Origin of the sequence: Paenibacillus sp. Dod16 (genome assembly GCF_049893405.1) — a bacterium.
In the GTDB taxonomy this organism is placed as follows: Bacteria; Bacillota; Bacilli; order Paenibacillales; family Paenibacillaceae; genus Paenibacillus_AQ.
Genome location: NZ_JBNDYG010000001.1, coordinates 252536 through 274100, shown reverse-complemented (window position 1 = coordinate 274100; position 21565 = coordinate 252536). Strand labels below are relative to the sequence as shown.

The window sequence follows — 21565 nt, the reverse complement described above, 5'->3', positions numbered from 1 at the left end:
GCCACGAGATATCCAGCATACTCGTTTATGCGCCGTGCCCAACTCCGCTCTCGCTTGGCCGCAGGATAGCAGAGCCGACGGCAAGCAGAATGACCGCCATCAAGCCGAGAACGGCCAGCGGCAGTGCGATATCGGATAACGTACCACCGGTGGCCGCTATCTCAACCGCCTCAATGGCCCATTTTTGCGGGATGAAGTTGGCGATTTTCTGCATGAACTCCGGCATGATGGCAAGCGGCCAGAAGCACCCGCCCAGCATACAGGTCGGCGTGACGATCATGGAATTGATCATGGCCGCATTCTGCCCGTTCCGGATCAACCCGGCGACCGTGCTTGCCACGCCTAACGATACCAGCATGAAGGCCATCAGAATAAGGAAATGCAGTAATAACGGAACTCCGTAATTGTAACGCAGCACATACCGGCTCAGCACAAGCACGATGATCACCTGCAGCGAGCCGACCACCAAGCTGCCCAGAAAATTGCCTAAAGCAATCTGATAGGCACGCACGGGTGCCGTGTACATGCGGGACAGCGTTCGCTGCCTGCGGTCATCGATCATCATCGAGACCACGCTGGAGATGAGGGTCATCATGAACATCAGGGTAAAACCCGTTACGTTCGAGAGTCCTGGCTTGGCGTACAGATTCAAATCCGTGACCTCCGTATCCACCCGATTCATTGCGGATTGCTTGAGCACATCCTGCAGCATCAGCATTCGGTCAACATCCGGCTCTGAGGTTTCCCGGATCAAAGCAGCTGTGCCGCTCAGACGCGTGACCGCAGAGTCTGCCGTCATTCGTATCATCACCGAAGCCTCCGAGGTTGAGACCTCGTATATCTGAACCGTCGGCCGCTGTCCTTCAATCAATCCATCGCTGAAGCCCTCCGGTATATAAACGCCTACGGTGCTTTTATTCTCCACCAAGTCTTCTCTCAGCGTATTCTCGGATTCGGACTCCTTGAGTACGTATTGGCCGCTGCGCTCCAGCTCATTCATCAGATACTGACCTGCCGGGCCTTCGTCTTCATTCACATATGAGACCAGGATGCTTGCAGCCGAGGTCTGCCCCAAGAGAAACACCGTCAAGGTAACGACCACGCAAGGAACCAGCAGGTAGACAATCCAGCCTCTTTTTCGCCCCAGCGTGCGTCGCACCATATGCCAGGCAATGGTTAGGCTATGCATGGTATCCCACCTTTCTGTACGTAATCATGGCTGCAGCCGACAAAGCCGCGGTAATGGCCGCTAGCATGCCGAGGCAGGTGACGATCAAATGCACGTCGCTGTTCAGCATCATCCGCAGCATGCTCTGCATAGCCCAATGATTGACGGTGAAGGAAGCGATTCTTTGGAAAAATTTCACGGGAAGCGGCATGAATCCCCCGCTCACAAATGTCATGGCGATAATGATCGCCTGCATCAGCCCCCTGGCTCCTGCCGCCGTTGAGGATACCAGGGTGATGAACGTGGCAATGGTCATGGACGATAATGTGATTAATACGCAGACCACGATAAGCAGCAGGGGGTGGGGCCCCCATTTCACGCCGTACAGCCACATGGAACCAAGCACAATGGCTGCTGCCTGTACAAGCGTGATCAGACTGCAGCCGATAATTTTACCGGCAAATACGGTTCCCGGGGTGACGGGTGCGCTTTGCAGGCGATACAAGGTCCGGCTTTCCCGTTCTCCCAGCAGACTGCTGCTTGCCATCAGACCCGAATACAACAGAAACATAATCAGCATGGAGGCAGCGTAGTATTGGGCTGCTGAATACGTGGCTCCTTTCTCGCCCAGTTTCCCGATCGTTACGTTCGGTCCAGACGAGGTTTCCACAGGTGCTGCCGCTTGAGCCGCAAGAACTTTATCTCCGCCCATAACGATAACCTCAGCCTGTTTGTGATTGACATCTGCGATAAAGGTCTTAAAGATCGTGTCTGCCACCAGGTTGAGATTACGGTCTCTTCCGGGCAGCAATTCAAGCTTCACGTCCGCTCCCTGACCCATCCGTTCATCAAAGGAAGCGGGGATCACCACCGCGTAATCGACCTCGCCCCAGCGCAGCTTTCCTTCAACCTCTTCACGGCTGGCTGCCATCTCATGAACGAGAATCTCCTGGATCTCCGGCGAGCCGGTTAGAGCCTGAATACTCCCCGGCAGCTGGCCTCCATCCGCAGCATCCAACACAAATCCCACTCTGACCGATGGCTGTTTAAATTCCTGATCATTGCCGAACCAGCCCGAGAGCGCGTTTCCCAATATAAAAATAAGGATGAGCGGCAGCAAAAACTGGTTGATCAGCACCGTTCTGCTGGTAGCCATCCGCTTCAGCTCAAACCAGGCGATAATCATCATATTCATCTTCGGTATTCCTCCTTATGGATTCCTCTGCACGTGTCCCTTATGATCAATCGCGAAGCGTGCGCCCGGTCAGGCTGAGAAACAGCGTTTCAAGCCCCGGCTCCTCGCACTGCAGGGAGCGAAGCGTCGTATGATGTTTACTGCAGATGAACAAAATATCCTGCAGCTCATCCTGAGCTGACGGTACATAAACTTCGATCTCGTTATCATTCTGCGTGACGCGCCGAACGCGCGGGTGAATGGTAAGCTCCTCCACCAGTTCCGGTGTGATCCCATCGGCAGTAAGAATGATTTTTTCCTCATGCGCAACGCGTGCCCGAAGCTCCTGCTGCGTCCCGCAGGCGATAACATGGCCTTGATCCATAATGGCCACCCGATCACTGATCGCAGCAACTTCCTCCATGTAATGACTTGTATAAATAACGGTAGAGCCCATGCGGTTCAGCGTCTTCACGGATTCCAGGATATGATTCCGGGACTGCGGATCAATTCCCACCGTAGGCTCATCCATAATGATCAGCTTTGGACGGTGCGTGATCGAGCATGCAATATTCAGTCTTCGTTTCATCCCCCCGGAGAAGGTGGACGGCTTTTCCTTCGCCCGATCCTGCAGGCCGACAAACTCCAGCGCCTCTTCCACCCGTTCCTTCAGCAGAGGGCCGCGGAGCCCGTATAATTTTGCAAAAAAAGCAACATTGTCCCAAGCCGACATCTCTTCGTACAGAGCCAGATCCTGCGGCACCAACCCGATTCTCCGCTTCACTTCCAGCAGCTGCTCTTCAATCGAGATGCCGTCCACCTTGATGCTGCCCTGATCCTTGGGAAGAAGTCCGCAGATCATATTGATGGACGTGCTTTTGCCCGCCCCGTTCGGTCCCAGAAGCCCAAAGATTTCCCCTTCGTTCACTTCCAGGTTCATATGATCCACCGACAGCTTGTTTCCATATCGTTTCACGACATCCTTCATCTGCAGAAAGACCGCCATCTTCACCATCTCCATTTCTCCAATCTCTCGTATCCATTTGTTGATTTTATTCTATCTGGAATCGCCGGATTTTTAAGGTAGAGGAAGTCACTTTATAGGGTGACGAAAGTCATCTCCTTACCGAAAACATCCTTGTGATATAATGAAGCCAATCGTTTGAACGGTTTGATTTCACTAAGGAAAAGGGTTTGATCGCACGTGACATCCCCACTCACCTATCTAAGGTATGGCTTCATTCTCCTTCCGGCCGCCGCAGACATCTTTTTGCAGCAGCTCGATGATTACGGGGCATACATGGTGTACATATTGCTGTTTCTGGCGATTACGGTGCTAAGCCGCTTTTTGCCATCGCCTGCTTATCTGAAGGCAGCCGCTCTGCTGGAAATTCCACTATCTCTGTGGCTATGCCATCAATACGGCTTCATGATGGTGTTCCTGTCGATCTCCACCCTATGCGTCTATTTGCCCTTGTTCGAGCGGCCAGGCAGGCTATGGGCGGCATTCGGTCACCTCCTGCTGCTCAACTTGGCTATTATCGATTACGATGCGCTGCTGCTGACGACCGCCAATCTGTTGTTTTTGTTCATGGGGGTAACGTTCAACCACATCCACGAAATGAAGCAGAAGGAAGCGGATCATATTCAGTTATACGACGAGCTGAAAAGACTGCATTTCCAGCAGGACGAGGCTGGCAGACAATTGCTGCAATTCGCCCATCAGGTAGAGAGTGCGGCGCAGGCCGAGGAGCGTAACCGCATCTCCCGCCAGCTGCATGACGACATCGGCCACCGGCTGATTCGCGTTAAAATGATGATGGAAGCAGCCCTCCTCACCGTTCCGCATGATTCCGCGCGCGGCATGGATATGCTCCGTCAAATCCGTGACCAGCTGGGAGAGAGCATGGAGCAGATGCGAACGGCCGTGAAACAGATGAATCCGGCCCGGCGGATCACAGACGACTATTCCCTCGATCGGCTCCTGGAGGAGACAGGCAGACAGACCGGGATCGAGACCGAGCTTATATTGCAGGGCATTCCCTATCCGCTCTATCCCAGTCAACAGGTAGTGTTATACAAAAATGCCCGTGAAGCTATCACGAACGCCATCCGCCATGGCGAGGCTAAACGGGTCCAGATCATCCTGCATTACGGGGAGCTGGACGTCCGGATGGAGGTTTCCAACGACGGTGCAGTCCAGGAGCCGACAGGCGACCAAGCTGACCCGAGCCGTCAAGGTATCGGGATGAGCGGCATGCTCGAACGAACCCAAGTCGTGGGTGGAACGCTGGAGGTACGGAGAACCGTGCCTTTTACCGTCATCACCCGGCTGCCTGTCTACCGGAAGCGTGAGATTATGTAATTCAACAAGACGCAGTATCTTATTTTATCGAAAAGGTCGTGGACATCCATGATATCTGTTTTAATTGTAGATGATGATCCGTTCATTCGGGAAAGCTTGAAATTGCTGGTGGGGATGGACCCGGATATCAAAGTAACGGCTGTCGCAGAGCACGGAGAGGATGCCCTGGCTGTGTTGGAGGAGGGACTTCCTGTCGATGTCGTGCTCATGGACATTCGCATGCCGGTATGCGACGGCGTGGAGGGAACGCGGCGGATTCGTGAACGTCACTCGGATGTACGAGTGCTTATGCTGACCACCTTCGATGATGATGAATATATTGTCGAAGCTCTGCGGAACGGGGCCAGCGGTTATCTGCTGAAGAACATTCCGCCGGACCGGATCATCCAGGGGATTAAAACAGTGCATGACGGAAACATGCTGATTCATCCCGATATCGCGCGCAAGCTGACCGGCATGCTTCGTCCAACGACGCAGCCCGCCCCTAAATCCGCTGAGCTGGAACAATTCGGGCTGACCCCGACCGAGAAGAAAGTCGTCGTCCTTATTGCAGAAGGCCTGTCCAATAAGGAAATTGCCGGACAGCTTTATTTAAGTGAAGGTACCGTCAAAAACTATGTCACCGAAATCTTGGGAAAGCTCAATCTTCGGGACCGAACGCAAATCGCCATTTTTTATTTAAAAAAAGTGCAGGGCTAACTCCATATACAGCATTTTGCAACAAAAAAAGCGGGTCTTTGTCCGATATAGGACAAAGGCCCGCTTCCAGTATCATGAGGAATGGAAACCTGTTTCTTCGGAACCGCCGGTCGTCGTGCTGTCGGAAGAACCCCGCTTGCTGCGAATATGAAGTTTGTTCGCCAGCAGCGTGATCAAGCTTACCGGCTTCAATCTCACCGCTATGCCATCCCTCGGGTCAGGCGCCACGATTGCTCCCAGCTGATGATGATCCCCCGCGTAAATCGCACGCTGCAGGAATTTGCTCTCCCCTTGATGATTCTGAACCTCCAGCTTACAGAAGGCCGAATTCTGACGAAGGGCGCTATGCAGCTGTTCCTTGCTGTGAATCAGTTTACCGTTCACCTTCAGAATCGTCTCTCCAGCCAGAATGCCCAGTTCGCTTGCCGGACTATTCGGAAGCACCGCGAGGACGCGTAGTCCACGAATCGGATGCACAAAGATCGGACTTCGCTGCTGCTCTTCATAACGGCTGTACCACACCAAGCCCTCATGCAGCAGTAATGCCGCTAGTGCAGCCACGATAGTAAGCGGTGTCCACCACTCGGCAAGCAGGCTCAATGCCAGCACAATCGCTCCGTAGAATATGAGCCGCTTCGATGTGATTCCTGCCTTCTCCTGCGGGAGCATGCTCTGCGTCATTTCCCCGAAGCCGATCACGACCGGGAGCGCCATCATGGTAAAGCCTGTGCTCCAGGCATCACCGCCGAAGAATGGCGTCCAGGGCAGCACGCTGCCTCCGCTTACCGCCGGAACAAGGAGGAACAAGGGCAACGGCCAGAAACTCTGCATATGATAGCCGCCAACGAGCTTGCCACGCTTCCCTTCAAGGAACAACGGTGTAGCAAAACCTGAACCCTGTATCCTGACAAGCAAGGCTTCGGCAAAATGCAGGACGGCGGATAAAGCCAGCAGCGCGGGAATGTCCAATCCAACAATCGTTGTGATTACATGACTGATCCAGCCTTCCGGCTGCCAATTGGGAAACCAGCTTAATCCAAACTGAATGATCCCAAGAAGGCCGATGGAATAGGCAAAGCATAAGTACCGGATATGAAACAGCATCAGGATCAGGGAAGTCACCCATATGCATATAATGGCTTCCAGGCTTAAGGATATCCCCAGGAAGGCCACAACGATGGACACGCCGATTCCTGCCAGCAGCCCGCCCAGAAACGTTCGCCATGTCTGCAACCCCCAGGAATGCAGCTTCACATGGAACAGCTTACGCTCCACCAGCACCTGCCTTCGGTAAAACAGCATCACAAACAAAATCGAAATATAATAAAAGGGCTGCGTCAGCAGTTGTATGCCTGCATCTATCCCATACATAAGCAGTTGTTTCAATGTCTCCAACAGCTTGCCACGCTCCTTTCAGCTTCAAGACGCTTCAAAGCTTATACTTTCTAATATCATCTTAAAAGAAAAAAAGAAGGCTAACGTTCAGCCTTCTTACTTGTTCGACGCCTGAGCGGCGATTTCCTTCCGAACCTCGGCAATTCCGCGATTCATTTGATTATCCTCTTTCGGATCCTGAATCTTCTCGATCAATGCGGCTTCCAACGCCTCGGCGGTGGCGCCGTTAAGGATACCGTCCGCTTTCAGCTTGTGCTTGCTCTGGAAGCTCTTGATCGCCTTCTCCGTGTTCCGGTCGAAATAGCCATCGGTACGCCCTGTCTTATAACCAACGGCTTCAAGCATGATCTGCGCGTTCTTCACATCCGTGCTATTGGTGTCGTACGTATAGGTTTTCTTCTTATCGATCGGTGCAACGGTAAAGTATTCCGGCTGTGACACCTGAATATCCGGCTCAATTCCCTTCTCATGGATCCAGGTACCGTTTGGCGTCAACCATTTGGCAATCGTTACCTTGAGCAGGCTTCCATCGCCAAACTGCTTATCAAAGCTCGTTTGCACGGTTCCTTTACCGAAGGAATGCTCMCCCATCAAGGTAGCTCCCGCCGATTGCTGCAGTGCGCCCGCCAAAATTTCGGAAGCGCTGGCGCTGCCCTTGTTCATCAGCACCGTAATCGGATAAGATTTCGCCTCACCGTTCGAAGGATGCTTCTCCCGCTTCTTATTCTTATCCTCTACCTGAACGATCAACTCGCCTTTAGGTACGAACTGTTCTGCAATGTCAATGACAACAGACAGCACGCCGCCTGGATTGTTCCGGACGTCGATCAGCAGTCCCTTCATGCCCTGGCTTTCCAGCTTCTCGAGTTCTTCCTTAAAGCGTTCGCCTGTGTTCAGCGAGAATTGGGAGATCTCAATAACGCCGATTCCGCCCTTCTCCATCCGTGCCGATACGGTTTCCAGATCGACGTCATCACGAACGATAACATACTCGATCGGCTGCTCGGAGCCAGCACGCTTGATCTGAAGGACGGCCTTGGAGCCTTTCGGACCGCGAATCTTGTTGACGGCCGCGTTCAGCTCAAGGCCCTGCAAGGATTCGCCATTGACTGAAAGAATGGTGTCCTTCGCCCGAATGCCGGCTTTATCCGCAGGAGATCCCTTGATCGGAGACACAACGACCACACTGCCATCTACAGAGGACACCTCCGCGCCAATCCCCGAGAAGGAGCCCTCGATGCTCTCTTCAAACTGGGCTGCCGTTTCTTTTCCCATATAGTTGGAATATGGATCTTCCAGCGCTTCCATCATCCCGTTGATGGCGCCGTCGATCAGTTTCGACCGATCGATATCCTTGTAATAATTGCTTTCGATGAGGTCAATTGCTGTCCCCAGTTTTTTCGCTTCAGACTGCTCCAGCCCATTCCTGTTCGCTATACTGGCCAGCAGCCCCTCACCGTCTCCAGTCTGGCTGGGAGCGGGCAGCTGGGTCAAAGCCATCGTTAACAGCACGCCGCATAGCATGGCAGCTATGACCAGAAAGACAGCCGTTCGTTTTTTCAGCAAGTACTTCACCGCCTTTGTACGTTTCAACTGCTACACACACGGGGAATCCCGTCCACCTAGTATATGATTGGCTTGCCGGGAATATTTATACAGCGGTCTGAAGGTTATATGGTATAAGTCCTGAAATTCTGTTACAGATAAGGCGAAGGATTCACCGGCGATCCATTGACACGAACCTCAAAATGAAGATGCGGTCCTGTGCTCTGACCCGTGGAGCCTACTTCGGCAATCTTCTGCCCTCTGGACACCTTATCGCCTTCGCTGACTTTAATGCCGCCGTTGCGGATATGTCCATACAATGTCCATACGCCGCCCCCATGATCAACAATAACACAGTTTCCGTAACCGCTCCACCATTCGGCCAAGATCACCGTGCCGCTCTCGGCTGCACGGATCTCCGTCCCTTGCGGAGCCGCAAAATCCTGGCCCGTATGCATCTTGCCAACCTCACCCGTTACCGGATGGACTCGCGGCCCATAACCGGAAGACAGTCTGGCCCCGGAGACCGGAAGGGCGAATGGTCCGCCGTTACCTGTATATCCGTCGCCGCCGCTACTACCGCCGAGGGTGGTCGCCTTGGCTCTTTTCGCCGCAGCCGCTCTTTTTGCCGCAGCCGCTTTGGCAGCCGCCGCTTTACGGGCAGCTTCCTCGGCCGCAAGCTTATTCTTTTCCTTCTGCAGATCCGAACGTTTGCTTGCCAGGGCAACCAGCATTCTATCCTGCTCTTCGGTCAAGATTTCCGCATCCTCAATTTCCTGATCATACTGGGCCAGTAGTACGCGCTTCTCCTGTTCCTTCTCGTTCAAGATGCTCTTACGGTCCTCCATTTGGCCATACAGGTCCTTGGCGGTTGCATACTGTCCTTCAAGTTCCTTCTTCTTGTCAATGACCAGCAGCTTGTCCTGCTTATGCTCCACCAGCAAATCCTGGTCCTGGTTAACGATCGTCTTCAAGGAATCCGCACGCTCAATAAAATCGCTGAAGCTGGTCGAGGAGAGCAGCACATCCAGATACGATACTTGCCCATCCATATAGATGAGGCGAATTCGGGATTCCAACAGCTTCTCACGGGAGGCGATACGCTCCTCCGCCGCTTCAAGTTCCTTGGTCGTTTTTCTTAGCAGATCCTCTGTCTCCTCGATCTTCATGGAGATTTTGGTCAATTCATTGCTGACGATGCTGATCTGCTCCATCACATATTTCAGATTCTTCGTTGTTTTCTTCTTGTAATGCTGAGCTTCTTGTTTATTTTCCGCTGCTTTGTTCTTCTGCGCCCGAGCTTTCTTGACCTGCTCCTGAAGCACTCTCAGCTCTCGATCTACATCGGCTGAAGTCTTCTTCTCGGCTTGTCCGACGGTCGGTTGGATCATAACAGTGGCCAGTAATAAGGCTGCTACTCCTGCGGCGATCTTCTTCAAGTTTCGCTCCCCATCCTTTACCTTGTTTTATACTTTCAAAAATTTACGTATCGACATGGTGCTTCCCCAGATGCCAATGACAATGCCCAGCCCAACAACAATGGTGCCGATCGGCAGCCACAAATCGCCTAGAGGGATTAAACTTTGGGCTAACGTCAAATCCGTTTGCGATGCGGCGTACAGGCGGTTGTAGCCTACAAACAACAGCGTGACCGTCACAATGGAGCCCATCAGGCCGATCATGGCGCCCTCCACGAAGAACGGCCAGCGAATGAAGTTGTTGGTCGCGCCGACAAGCTTCATAATGCCGATCTCGCGGCGACGGGCCAAAATCGTAACCCGAATGGTGTTCGAGATCAAGAACATGGACATCAAGCCGAGTCCCGCTACGAAAATAAAGCCGATATTCCGTACCGTCTTCGTAATCTTGAACAGGGTTTCTACCGTGCCTTCCCCATACTTGACACGCAGGATCGGCTCCTCCGTATACTTCTTGTTCAGGGCCGTAATCTTGTCGGCAACAAAACCGACCGTGGTCGGTTCAATAACGGAAACTTCGAATGCATCCGGTAGGGGATTCTGGTCCGCCTCGCTGAAGCCTTCCACCCATTCGGAGCCCAGGCTTTCCTCAAGCTCCTTCATGCCCTCTTCCTTGGACACGAACTTGATGGCGCTGACCTCCGGCATGGCCTCGAGTTCACCCTTAATGGTCTCGCGCAGCTTCTCATCCACGTTGAGATTTAAGTACGTATTGATTTGCACATTGCTATCTGCTTTATCGGCTAAAGCGTTCACATTCATGACTAACAGCATGAAAACGCCGAGTATAAACAAAGACACCACGATGGAAGTGACGGATGCGACCGACATCCATCCGTTCCGGAAAACGCTCTTCGCCCCTTCCCGCAAGTGCCGCAAGAAGGTTCTAAAATTCATACCCGTAATCTCCTCTCTGCTGGTCACGAACGATCTGTCCGTGCTCAATCGCAAGAACGCGTTTGCGCATGGTGTTCACGATATCCCTGTTGTGGGTAGCCATTACGATGGTGGTTCCCCTGAAGTTGATCTCATCCAGCAGCTGCATGATGCCCCACGAGGTTTCCGGATCCAGATTACCTGTAGGCTCGTCCGCAATAATGACGGCGGGGTTGTTCACAATTGCTCTGGCGATTGCGATCCGCTGCTGCTCCCCGCCGGAGAGCTGGGAAGGTTCGCGGTTCGCCTTGGCTTTCAGACCCACAAGCTCCAGCACCTCCATGACCCGTCTCTTGATGAGACGCGGCGGCGCTTCAATAACCTCCATGGCAAAAGCTACATTTTCGTAAGCAGTCAGCTTGGGCAGCAGACGATAGTCTTGAAAAATAACCCCGATATTTCGGCGAACATAGGGGATTTTGCGCTGTTGCAGCTTCCCGATATTAAATCCGTTAACGGAAATTTGACCCTTGGTAGGAACTTCTTCTCTATAGATAAGTTTCATAAACGTCGATTTGCCCGCACCTGATGGTCCGACAACATAGACGAATTCATTTCGATTGATTTTGACGGAAACTCCCTGAAGCGCATGAGCGCCGTTCGGATAGGTCTTCCATACGTCCTGCATTTCGATCACTTCATCACTTCCCAATCCTTAATTAGCCATTATACTTTCGACAGTTTCCATCGAATTCCTTTAAAATCCATTAAAAATCCTCACGACATCGTCTATTGTAACAAATTTGTTACCTTTTGAGTACCCGAAAGTTTAAGCCCACCGTGACATATACATGAACAAGTGCATGAACTGCGGCCAATACGAAGTTAAGAAGGTGGTTTCGAATGAAAAAAATTCATCTTGGTCTCATCATTGTCATCAGTTTCGGTCTTCTCCTCTCCGTCGGCTTCGGTCTATTGACGATGTACGTGAACCAGAAGGAACTCCCGAAGGGGGTTGTTCTCTCCGGTTGGCAGGTAGGCGGTAAACCATCAGACGAGGTGCTGTCAGAGCTGGATCAACGGCTGCAGGCGATGACAGCGCTGAAGGTGGAGCTGCAATCGGACGCGCTTAAGGGACACACGGAAAGCTTCACTCTCCGAGAGGCCGGGGTTCAATTCAACGCAGCCGATTTTCAGGAGGCTATCGCCAGGTTGTCCGAAGGATCACTATGGGATCAAGTTCTATACCGGCGTAACTTTCAGTTGGAATGGCATATATCCACGGACTGGGATCGCGATGTGTTAAAAGAGAGGCTGAGCGAAGAGTGGCAAAAGGAACGCTTCGGGGAACCCGTCAATGCGGTACGGAGCATATCCGAAGATGATGTTGTCCGGTACACTCCGGAGAAAACGGCATACCGTATTGATTGGCCCGCATTCTATGAAGGGTTCAACGCTGTGCTTCCGAATGAGTCTCACTTCACCGAGCCGAATCCCGATGAGATCATTACGGTTTCGCTGCCTCTCATCCGTCAAAAGCCCCCCGTTACCGTAAAATCGCTGCAGGATGAAGGGATTGAGCGCAAAATCGTTGAATTCTCCACCAGTCTCGGATCCAGCGGGCCTGGACGCGTTCATAACGTGACCGCTGCTGCCAAATCCGTAGACGGCATGATTCTGAAGCCCGGCGATGAATTCAATTATGCTCATATTATTGATACCGCGAAAAAGGAATACGGCTTTGAAGAAGCTCCTGTCATCGTGAACGGCAAGCTGGTCCCCGGCATCGGCGGCGGAATCTGCCAGGTATCCAGCACGGTGTATCATGCCGCCCTACTGATCGGACTGGAGATCACCGAAAGGCGGAATCATTCCCTTCCGGTCAGCTACCTGCCCAAGGGGCAGGATGCCACCTTCGCGGAAGGGGCGATCAATTTCCGTTTCCGAAACAACACAGGCAAGCATCTGCTTATTTTATCGGAAGTATCGCACGGTAATTTAACGTTGAAGATGTTTGGCACCTTCCCGGAAAACACGGAATATGAGCTTGTGTCCACCACCGTTGAAACCTTGCCGTCACCAGAGAAGGTCATTCACAATAACTCGCTGCCGCCAGGACTCAAGCAGGTGGTTCAGAACGGGAAGCCAGGCTATGTGGTTGAAACCTACCGAACCAAGAAAGTAAACGGCAAGGTTGTAGAGAAGGTTAAAATATCCAAGGATACCTATCGCCCCCAGAACAGCATCGTTGCCATCAATCCGACAAGCGAGGTCCAACTGCCGGAAGCGAATGACACACCGAAAGAGGAAGTGGTTGAGGACGGTATCAGCGCACCCTAAACCTGGAGATAGCATTAAAAACATCGACGTCTACTCTATCGGTTCCGTTCTGCGGCGAAAGCCCTTGAGGATTTCCCATTGGTCATACCGAACATAGTAGAAACATGGAACAGCCCGGATTCGCGAATAGAACCGCGAATCCGGGCTGTTTGCCTTGCCGCTATTTAGTGTAAGACATCGATTTTATAAAAGGTCCCGACTTCTGCCATGGCATCTGCGCTGAAGGCCTCGGTATATTCCACCTGTTCGGCCTAAGGCCTGAACGCGGGGATGGTTTCCACCCTTAAAACCGCCTGGACGCTCTGACCTCGGCTTCCGGATGCTGTGACAGTTCATCTCTGTACTCCACTTGCCGAATCTCGCAGCCTTTGCCTAGGATCACCCGATTACCGCGGACGATATCAGCTTCGACATACTCGAGATCAAGGACGTCGCCTTCAATAATACGAGCCTCCAGGCGCGTTCCCCTTAAAGACAAGGACAGCATTTCCCAGAGCCGCTTCCCTTTTTTGCGAATCGTGATCCGGTCTCCAACGATTTCCTGTGCAAGGCAGCGACCCAATACTCGGATATCCGCTGTTCCAACATGCAGGCGGCCATCGATCTTAAAGCCTCCCTGGAACGTGGCGGATTCACTCCGCACATCACCATGGCTTCTCAAGTTTCCGGTAACCTCAAGCTTCTTCGATTCGGAATCTCCGTGAACGCTGCAATGCCCCCCGATGTAGATGGATCTGCTGCGCAATCCTTCTTTCAAGCTCAGGCTGCCGGCAACATTCAGCTCCTCAGACTCCACGGCCCCCTTAATGGTTCCCGAACCGTTCACGCGAATCGTACGCGCAGCGACGGCGCCATTGACGCTCATCGTTCCATTGCCTATCAATTCCCGGCACTCCAGATCTCCATTTATTTGCCCGGCACCGTCAATGCGTACCTTGTCGTATTGGCCGCCGCTTGAACTTCCGGTGCCCGTAATCTTCAGATCGGATAGCTTGTCGTCACGTGGTATCATGAGTATCCTCCATATCACAAAGTAATCACTATCTATATCTAAACTGCTTCATCACAACAATTACCTTAAATAAAAGTCCATCCTCCACCAGGGTGGAGCCATAATCTCCCTCTAAGATACCACAACCCCGCTAATCATAGAACAGCCCGATGGCTGAACTTCGCCTCGGTCTCGAGACCGAGATGAAGTATGCAGCTTATCCTATCCATTTCGATTCCGGCCCGAGCCGCCTTTATATCCCCGAGGATTGTGATATGATTTAAATAGACTCGTCTTTTCGATCTCACATTTACAAAAGTGAAAGGGGATACATAACATGGCTCTTATGCAATGTCACTTCTACTCGGAGGTACTCGGTCTCAGCACGTCCATGACCGTTATTCTCCCTCAGCAAACCTCTTCGCAGATTGGTATGACCAATCATGCCAAAAAAGGGCTGCATCCGACGCTCTTCCTGCTGCACGGCCTGTCCGACGACGATTCCATCTGGCTGCGCAGAACCTCCATCGAACGCTATGTGGCCGAGATGGGCATTGCCGTCGTTATGCCGCAGGTGCACCGCAGCTTCTATACGGACATGGAATACGGCGGCAAATACTGGACCTTCATCAGCCAGGAGCTGCCGGCCATTGCCCGTTCCTTCTTCCCGTTATCCCACGCGAGAGAAGATAACTTCGTCGCCGGCTTGTCCATGGGCGGGTACGGGGCATTCAAGCTGGCCCTTCGCTGTCCCGAAGCCTTTGCCGCAGCTGCCAGTTTGTCGGGCGCGCTCGATATGGCGGGTCATGTCCGGAGGAATGAGGCCTTGTTTGAACATCAATTAGTCTACGGAGATCAAGATATTACCGGCACCGACAACGACCTGCTGTGGCTGCTTCAGGAAGTCGATCGATCAGAGGGGCCTAAGCCGCTGCTGTATCAATGCTGCGGAACCGAAGACTTCCTCTATGAAGACAATCAAGCGTTCCGCAAGGCCTGCGAAGAAACCTCCCTCGATCTCACCTATCTGGAAGGCCCAGGCGGCCATGATTGGGGATATTGGGATACTCACATTCAGGATGTGCTGAAGTGGCTTCCGTTGAAAGCCTGATGAATCCAGATATGCATGCCCATCCTACGGGCAGCAGTTGTCCCGCTGTTCGGTTTATCCGCATGCAATGGAGGACACCGCCCCTGCGATTCGTTCATACTTTTTTGATATCTTAAAAAAGGTGGATCGGCAAATGTAGCGTTTGCCGGTCCACCTCTATTTTTTCACGCTTGCGATTTCTGTATCGTTACTCTACATTCCCTTGACGGAGACCCAGCCATTCTTCCGTAACCTGAAGCGTCCGCACGCTGCGGTCAATGGCCGCCTTCACCTGCTCGGTTGCCGTGCCGCCGTAAACGTTACGCGCATTGACTACCGTCTCGGGTTGAAGCACACCATAAATGGAGTCGTCGAACAGCTCCGAGAACTGCTTGAACTCATCCAGCGTCAGGTCCAGCAGATACTTGTTGTTCTGGATGCAGTACAATACGGTCTTGCCGATCACTTCATGCGCTTGACGGAAAGGAAGCCCTTTGCCAACCAGGAAGTCCGCGATGTCGGTTGCGTTGGAGAAGTCGGTATTCACCGCTTCGCGCATGCGGCCTTTGTTGACCTTCATCGTGGCAATCATCGGAGCAAACAGCTGCAATGCGCCTTCCAGCGTAGCCACCGTATCGAACATGCCCTCTTTATCTTCCTGCATGTCCTTGTTATAAGCAAGCGGCAGCGACTTCAGCACGGTGAGCAGACCCATCAGGTTGCCGTATACCCGTCCGGTTTTGCCGCGGACCAGCTCAGGTACATCCGGATTCTTCTTCTGAGGCATAATACTGCTGCCCGTACAGAACGCATCATCCAGCTCGATGAAGTTGAACTCCGTGCTGCTCCAGAGCACCAGCTCCTCGCTCAAACGGGACAAGTGCATCATGATGATGGAAGCATCCGAGAGGAATTCCAGAATGAAGTCGCGGTCGCTGACCGCATCCAGACTGTTCTCGTAAACGCCGTCAAACCCAAGCTGCTCCGCCACGAAATGGCGGTCGATCGGGAACGTTGTCCCCGCAAGCGCGCCTGCCCCGAGCGGCAACACATTAATGCGCTTATAGCTGTCGATCAGACGGTCGATATCCCGCTGGAACATGGACACGTAAGCCATCAGATGATGCGCAAACAGAATCGGCTGAGCACGCTGCAGATGCGTATACCCCGGAATAATTGAATCCAGATTATCCTTGGCTTGCCCGATTAATGCGGTTTGCAGCTCATGCAGCATGCCGGTCAGCGCCACCACGCGGTTACGCAAATACAGATGCATATCCGTAGCCACTTGATCGTTACGGCTGCGCCCTGTGTGGAGCTTGCCGCCGACAGGTCCGATTTCCTCGATCAGATTCTTCTCGATGTTCATATGGATATCCTCATCCGAAACGGAGAACTCGATGCTGCCCTCACGGATGCGCTCCAGCACCTTGTTCAAGCCAGCCTTGATCGTCTCCACGTCTTCTGCCGGCACGATGCCGCATTTGCCCAGCATGGACACATGCGCAAGGCTTCCCTGGATATCCTCCTCAGCCAGCTGCTTATCAAAACCGATGGATGCCGTATATTCCTCTACCAATGCGTTGGTCTGCTTCGTAAAGCGTCCGCCCCATAACTTGCTCACAACACTTGCCCCTCTCTGTTTAAGGCAGAGGGCCGCTTCCCGCTTAAGAAGTCCCATTGATCCCGGTTACGCGAGAATCAACGGAGCTCCCTTGCATGAAAACGGCCTTCAGCCTGTTCATTATTGTAAACTTATTGATTCTGGTTCACGCCGGTTGCCACTTTCAAACGCAGTGCGTTCAAGCGGATAAAGCCGGTCGCATCGCCCTGATCATAAGCTTGCGTTGGATCGGCTTCCATCGTAGCAATATCCGGGTTGTACAGACTAACCGGACTCTTTACGCCTGCGCCGATAATGTTGCCTTTATACAGCTTCACGCGCACCGTACCGGATACGTTCTTCTGGCTCTCGGTTACCAGGGCCTGCAGTGCCAGACGTTCCGGCGCAAACCAGAAACCGTTATAAACCAAGGTGCTGTAACGGGTAATCAGGCTGTCGCGCAGGTTCATCACTTCGCGGTCCATCGTGATGGATTCCATTTTGCGATGAGCGGTGAACAGGATCGTTCCACCCGGCGTCTCGTAGACACCGCGGCTCTTCATGCCTACGAAACGGTTCTCCACCATATCCACGCGACCGATGCCGTGCTTGCCGCCCAGCTCGTTCAGCTTCTCCATTACTTGCAGCGGGCTCATCGTTTCGCCGTTCAGCGCAACAACATTCCCTTGCTCAAACGTAAGCTCGAGGTATTCCGCCTCGTCCGGCGCATCCTCAGGCGATACGCTGAGCAGGTACATATCCTTGCTGTCCTCTGCGCTAGCATCGAACCAAGGATCCTCCAGCACGCCGCTCTCATAACTGATATGGAGCAGGTTGCGGTCCATGGAGTAGGATTTCGCCGCGGATGCCGTTACCGGAATGCCATGGGCTTCCGCGTAAGCGATCATCTCTGCGCGACCCGGGAAGGAGTTACGGAACTCCTCGATGCGCCAAGGCGCGATTACTTCAATGTCCGGTGCCAAGCCGGCTACGCCCAGCTCAAAACGAACCTGGTCGTTCCCTTTGCCCGTAGCGCCGTGCGCAATCGCCGTCGCGCCTTCGGCACGAGCGATATCCACCATGCGCTTGGCAATCAACGGACGCGCGATGCTGGTCCCGAGCAGGTACTGCCCTTCGTACATAGCACCCGCCTGGAACATCGGATAGATGAAATCCGTTGCAAATTCGTCGCGCAGATCATCGATGTATACTTTGGAGGCGCCGGTCGCCAGCGCTTTTTCCTCAAGTCCGTCCAGCTCTTCCTTCTGGCCGATATCGGCCGTGAAAGCAATGATCTCCGCATCGTAAGTTTCTTTCAGCCATTTCAGAATAACGGACGTATCCAGGCCACCGGAATACGCCAGCACGATTTTTTGTTTTGCCATCGTTAAACTCCCTCTCTTTGTTACTATCAACCCTGTCGTTCATTATACTAAAGATAACGTCCATTGACGCATTTTCATAGAGAATGTTCGCTTGCCATCAACGGCATTATGCCATCAAAGCAACCATCAAAGCCTTCTGGGCATGGAGACGGTTCTCGGCCTGATCAAAAATGACGGAATTGGCACCGTCGATCACGCCTTCACTGACCTCTTCGCCCCGATGGGCCGGGAGGCAATGCAGGAACAAGTAATCCGGCTTCGCCGCCTTCACAAGTTCCTCATTCACCTGGTAGTCCGCAAACGCAGCCTCCCGCTGTGCCTGCTCCTCTTCAAAGCCCATGCTTGCCCATACATCCGTATAGATCACGTCCGCATCCTTCGCGGCTTCGATCGGGTCTTGCGTAATCGTAATTTTGCCACCCGTTTGCGCCGCGATTTCCTCGCTCAGCTTCACGATGCTGGCATCCGCCTCATAGCCCTTCGGACTGGCTACGGCCACATGCATGCCCATCTTAGCGCCGCCAATTAGGAGCGAATGCGCCATATTGTTGCCATCGCCGATAAAGGCCATTTTGAGACCTTTCAGCTTACCCTTGTGCTCCAGCACGGTCTGCAAATCGGCCAGCACCTGACATGGATGCGCCATGTCGCTCAGGCCGTTGATAACCGGAATGGAGGCATATTTTGCCAGGTTGACCACGTTGTCGTGCCCGAAGGTACGGATCATTAAGCCGTCCAAATAACGGGACATCACCTGCGCCGTATCGCTGATCGGCTCGCCGCGTCCGAGCTGAATATCGTTTTTACTTAAAAAGAGTGCATGTCCGCCCAGCTGGAACATCCCAGCCTCGAATGAAACCCGCGTCCGCGTGGACGACTTCTCAAAAATCAATCCGATCGTCTTGCCTTTCAGCGGCTGATAGACTTCGCCGTTCTTCTGCTTGCGTTTGATCTCAATTGCCGAATCAAGCAAGAACTGAATCTCTTCCGTCGAGTATTCGTCCAGCTCGACCATATCCCGCCCTTTCAGGCTTAATTCCTTCACTTGTCCGCTAGTGGCCATATTCTCCAGTCCTCCTTAACCATGCTGTTATTGTCCAAAATGTCACTGCACGATTCTTCTATGCTTGGCTAACCGCCGTATGCTCATGTATAAGTTCCGTAACAATCGATACCGCCTGGTCAATCTCTTCTTTAGTGACGTACAGATTCGGAAGCAGCCGGATCACATTCGGTCCTGCCGTTACGAACAGCAGCCCGCGGCTCTGCCCTTTCAGCACCAGCTCGCCAACCGGCTCAACGCATTCGATGCCGATCAGCAGACCTTTACCCCGGATCGCCTTCACAAAGGGATGACTGCCGAGGCTCTCATTCAGCTTCGTCATCAAATATTCTCCGGCTTCGGCCGCACGCTGCGGCACATTGTCCTCCAGCATCGTTTCAATAGTGGCCTGGATAACGGCGCTCGCAATCGGTGTGCCGCCAAACGTTGTCGCATGGCTTCCTGCCGTGAAGGCTTCGCGCAAGTAAGCTTTACCCAGCATCGCGCCGACCGGGAACCCGGAGCCGAGCCCTTTGGCCACAGTAAAGATATCCGGCTCAATGCCGTAATGCTCATGCGCAAACAGCTTCCCGGTCCGGCCCATGCCCGTCTGCACCTCGTCCACGATCAGCAGCAGTCCATGCTTCTTGCACAGCCCGGTGACGGCTTGAAGGAACTCCGGCTCCACCGGATGCACGCCGCCCTCCGCCTGAACCATTTCGATCATGATCGCAGCGGTGTTGTCGTTAACAGCCGCTTCCAGTGCCGGAAGGTCATGCAGCGGAACGCTCTTGAAGCCTGCCGGAAGCGGAAGGAAACCTTCCTTTACCTTATCCTGGCCGGTGGCCGTCAGCGTAGCCAGCGTCCGTCCATGGAAGGACTGCGTAAACGTAATGACCTCGTAGCGTCCCGTTCCCTTTACCTTCTGATGGTAGCGGCGCGCCAGCTTAATGGCCGCTTCGTTCGCTTCCGCCCCGCTGTTGCAGAAGAAAACCGCATCCGCGCAGGTGTTCGCCGTCAGCAGCTCGGCTGCTTTTTCCTGACCGGGAATGTGGAACAGGTTCGAGACATGCCACAATTCATCCAGCTGGGACTTCAGCTTCTCTTTCACTTTTACCGGGGCATGGCCGAGATTCGTTACCGCCAGGCCTGCCATAAAATCAAGATATTTGTTGCCTTGAGCGTCCCATAACCAGCTTCCTTCCCCTTTGACCAGGGCGATTGGATATCTGGCGTACGTCTGAAACAACGAGCTTTCATTCGCTGCTTTAACACCGCCTGCTGCTGTTTCTTTTCCCATAACCTTCACACACTCCTTTGCATTTGGCATAGCTTCGTGTTTCACGTTTGAACCGTCGTACGATATGAACATCCATTAAGCTTAACCAGCACTGCGCATGTGGATTGTTCTTCCGATCGCTGTTGCCCCCAGATTGTTATTGAAATGATTGCAGCGGTTAAAATCCGGGGGCAAAGGCGACCGCGCTGCTTCTCCAGAACAATTCCACATTCTCTGTTGAAGCCGTTATATTCTACAATCTCGAATCTAAATCTACATCCGCACGATGCGCGTGCCCAGCACTTCTCCGCCAAGCACTCGGCTCAGTACATTCGGCTCGCTGCCGTCCACGATGACAACCTCGCTCACCTTGCCGTGAATGCAGCTGATGGCCGCTCTGACCTTTGGTATCATGCCGCCGTAGATTTCGCCTGTCCCGATCATATCCTCGATCTCCTGCACCGTCACGGTTGGAAGCACCCGCTTCTCGCCGCCTGATCCTTTCATGATCCCGGGCACGTCGGTGACAACGATCATCCGGCGAACCCCCAGGTGGGAGGCAACGGCACCCGCCGCCGTATCGGCATTGATGTTGTAGCGCTGACCGGATTGATCCACCCCGATCGGCGCAACCACCGGCATGTATCCCATCTCCAGCACGCCGTTCAGGACGGATGACTTCACAAACGTAACGTCGCCGACCCAGCCGACTTCCGCGTGGTTCGTCACCGGTTTGGCCTCGATCAGCCCGCCGTCCGAGCCGGATAAACCGATGGCAGAGCCGCCTACGCTTTGAATTCGTCGTACGATCTGTTTATTGATGGTGCCCGCAAGGACCATCTCCACAACGTCCAGCACATCCTCCGTCGTCTTGCGCAGCCCGTTCACGAACTCGGTCTCGATGCCAAGCTTCTCCAGGTTGCCGGAGATCGCGGGTCCGCCACCATGAACGATAACGGGGTTAACTCCCTTTTGCTGCAGATTCTTCAAATCCTCGAAGAAGCTGTCAGGAAGGGCCGCGAGCGTGCTGCCGCCGCATTTCATCACGAACGTATCCGCACCTGATGTTTGAACCGGCAGCGTAACCTTTTGATCGATCGTGCTCTTCATATCCGTCTCCTCCGTCCTACTGAAT

General features: G+C 53.3%; 18 protein-coding genes. 4 read left to right on the top strand and 14 right to left on the bottom strand.

Annotated elements, in window-relative coordinates:
* Window positions 1-25 precede the first annotated feature (25 nt).
* From ACPV3A_RS01165 to ACPV3A_RS01155, 3 genes are read right to left on the bottom strand one after another with little or no spacing between them, the layout of a single operon-like run.
* Window positions 26-1189, bottom strand: a complete 1164-nt coding sequence (locus ACPV3A_RS01165; RefSeq protein ID WP_426197928.1) for an ABC transporter permease — start codon at window positions 1187-1189, stop codon at window positions 26-28.
* The gene (locus tag ACPV3A_RS01160) at window positions 1182-2363 is read right to left on the bottom strand and encodes an ABC transporter permease (protein WP_426197927.1); all 1182 of its coding nucleotides are present in this window, start codon (window positions 2361-2363) and stop codon (window positions 1182-1184) included. Before ACPV3A_RS01160 ends, ACPV3A_RS01165 begins: the two co-directional genes overlap by 8 nt.
* A 46-nt stretch (window positions 2364-2409) precedes the next feature.
* Window positions 2410-3357 carry an ABC transporter ATP-binding protein gene (locus ACPV3A_RS01155; RefSeq protein ID WP_426197973.1) on the bottom strand — a complete coding sequence of 316 codons (948 nt, stop codon included), beginning with the start codon at window positions 3355-3357 and terminating at the stop codon, window positions 2410-2412.
* A 189-nt stretch (window positions 3358-3546) separates the two neighbouring features.
* Between ACPV3A_RS01155 and ACPV3A_RS01150 the strand changes: the two genes are divergently transcribed.
* Entirely contained in the window at window positions 3547-4707 is a 1161-nt protein-coding gene (locus ACPV3A_RS01150) for a sensor histidine kinase (protein ID WP_426197926.1), read from the top strand.
* Window positions 4708-4755: 48 nt separating this feature from the next.
* Window positions 4756-5406 (top strand): response regulator, encoded by a 651-nt coding sequence (locus ACPV3A_RS01145; RefSeq protein WP_426197925.1) that lies wholly within the window; start codon window positions 4756-4758, stop codon window positions 5404-5406.
* 72 nt (window positions 5407-5478) lie between these two features.
* On the opposite strand, the gene ACPV3A_RS01140 is transcribed toward ACPV3A_RS01145, so the two are convergent.
* The 5 genes from ACPV3A_RS01140 to ftsE all read right to left on the bottom strand — a co-directional run bounded on the left by ACPV3A_RS01140 (window position 5479) and on the right by ftsE (window position 11397).
* A complete protein-coding gene (locus ACPV3A_RS01140) occupies window positions 5479-6801 on the bottom strand; it encodes a PDZ domain-containing protein (protein ID WP_426197924.1) in 1323 nt (440 codons plus the stop codon).
* Window positions 6802-6897: 96 nt separating this feature from the next.
* On the bottom strand, window positions 6898-8367 hold the full coding sequence (locus tag ACPV3A_RS01135; RefSeq protein ID WP_071219771.1) for a S41 family peptidase: 1470 nt from the start codon (window positions 8365-8367) through the stop codon (window positions 6898-6900).
* 131 nt (window positions 8368-8498) lie between these two features.
* Complete coding sequence (locus ACPV3A_RS01130; protein ID WP_220683716.1) at window positions 8499-9785, bottom strand: murein hydrolase activator EnvC family protein; 1287 nt, start codon at window positions 9783-9785, stop codon at window positions 8499-8501.
* Window positions 9786-9812: 27 nt separating this feature from the next.
* On the bottom strand, window positions 9813-10721 hold the full coding sequence (gene ftsX / locus ACPV3A_RS01125) for a permease-like cell division protein FtsX (protein ID WP_194539893.1): 909 nt from the start codon (window positions 10719-10721) through the stop codon (window positions 9813-9815).
* A complete protein-coding gene (gene ftsE / locus ACPV3A_RS01120; protein ID WP_113059704.1) occupies window positions 10711-11397 on the bottom strand; it encodes a cell division ATP-binding protein FtsE in 687 nt (228 codons plus the stop codon). Before ftsE ends, ftsX begins: the two co-directional genes overlap by 11 nt.
* Window positions 11398-11603: 206 nt before the next feature.
* Between ftsE and ACPV3A_RS01115 the strand changes: the two genes are divergently transcribed.
* Window positions 11604-13040, top strand: a complete 1437-nt coding sequence (locus ACPV3A_RS01115) for a VanW family protein (protein WP_426197923.1) — start codon at window positions 11604-11606, stop codon at window positions 13038-13040.
* A gap of 283 nt (window positions 13041-13323) precedes the next feature.
* On the opposite strand, the gene ACPV3A_RS01110 is transcribed toward ACPV3A_RS01115, so the two are convergent.
* Window positions 13324-14052, bottom strand: coding sequence for a polymer-forming cytoskeletal protein (locus tag ACPV3A_RS01110; RefSeq protein ID WP_339220272.1), 729 nt, complete (start codon window positions 14050-14052; stop codon window positions 13324-13326).
* A gap of 316 nt (window positions 14053-14368) precedes the next feature.
* On the opposite strand from ACPV3A_RS01110, the gene ACPV3A_RS01105 reads away from it, so the two are divergent.
* Window positions 14369-15142, top strand: a complete 774-nt coding sequence (locus tag ACPV3A_RS01105) for an alpha/beta hydrolase (RefSeq protein WP_194539896.1) — start codon at window positions 14369-14371, stop codon at window positions 15140-15142.
* Between the two features lie 187 nt (window positions 15143-15329).
* Here the strand turns inward: ACPV3A_RS01105 and argH are convergent, their stop codons facing one another.
* From argH to argB, 5 genes are all read right to left on the bottom strand, one after another.
* On the bottom strand, window positions 15330-16745 hold the full coding sequence (gene argH, locus ACPV3A_RS01100) for an argininosuccinate lyase (protein ID WP_426197922.1): 1416 nt from the start codon (window positions 16743-16745) through the stop codon (window positions 15330-15332).
* 131 nt (window positions 16746-16876) lie between these two features.
* Window positions 16877-18109, bottom strand: coding sequence for an argininosuccinate synthase (locus ACPV3A_RS01095; RefSeq protein WP_194539897.1), 1233 nt, complete (start codon window positions 18107-18109; stop codon window positions 16877-16879).
* Between the two features lie 106 nt (window positions 18110-18215).
* Window positions 18216-19172 (bottom strand): ornithine carbamoyltransferase, encoded by a 957-nt coding sequence (gene argF, locus ACPV3A_RS01090; protein WP_426197921.1) that lies wholly within the window; start codon window positions 19170-19172, stop codon window positions 18216-18218.
* 58 nt (window positions 19173-19230) lie between these two features.
* Window positions 19231-20451 carry an acetylornithine transaminase gene (locus ACPV3A_RS01085; protein WP_426197920.1) on the bottom strand — a complete coding sequence of 407 codons (1221 nt, stop codon included), beginning with the start codon at window positions 20449-20451 and terminating at the stop codon, window positions 19231-19233.
* Between the two features lie 252 nt (window positions 20452-20703).
* Window positions 20704-21540: an acetylglutamate kinase gene (gene argB, locus ACPV3A_RS01080; RefSeq protein WP_426197919.1), complete on the bottom strand. Its 837-nt coding sequence runs from the start codon at window positions 21538-21540 to the stop codon at window positions 20704-20706.
* Window positions 21541-21565 lie beyond the last annotated feature (25 nt).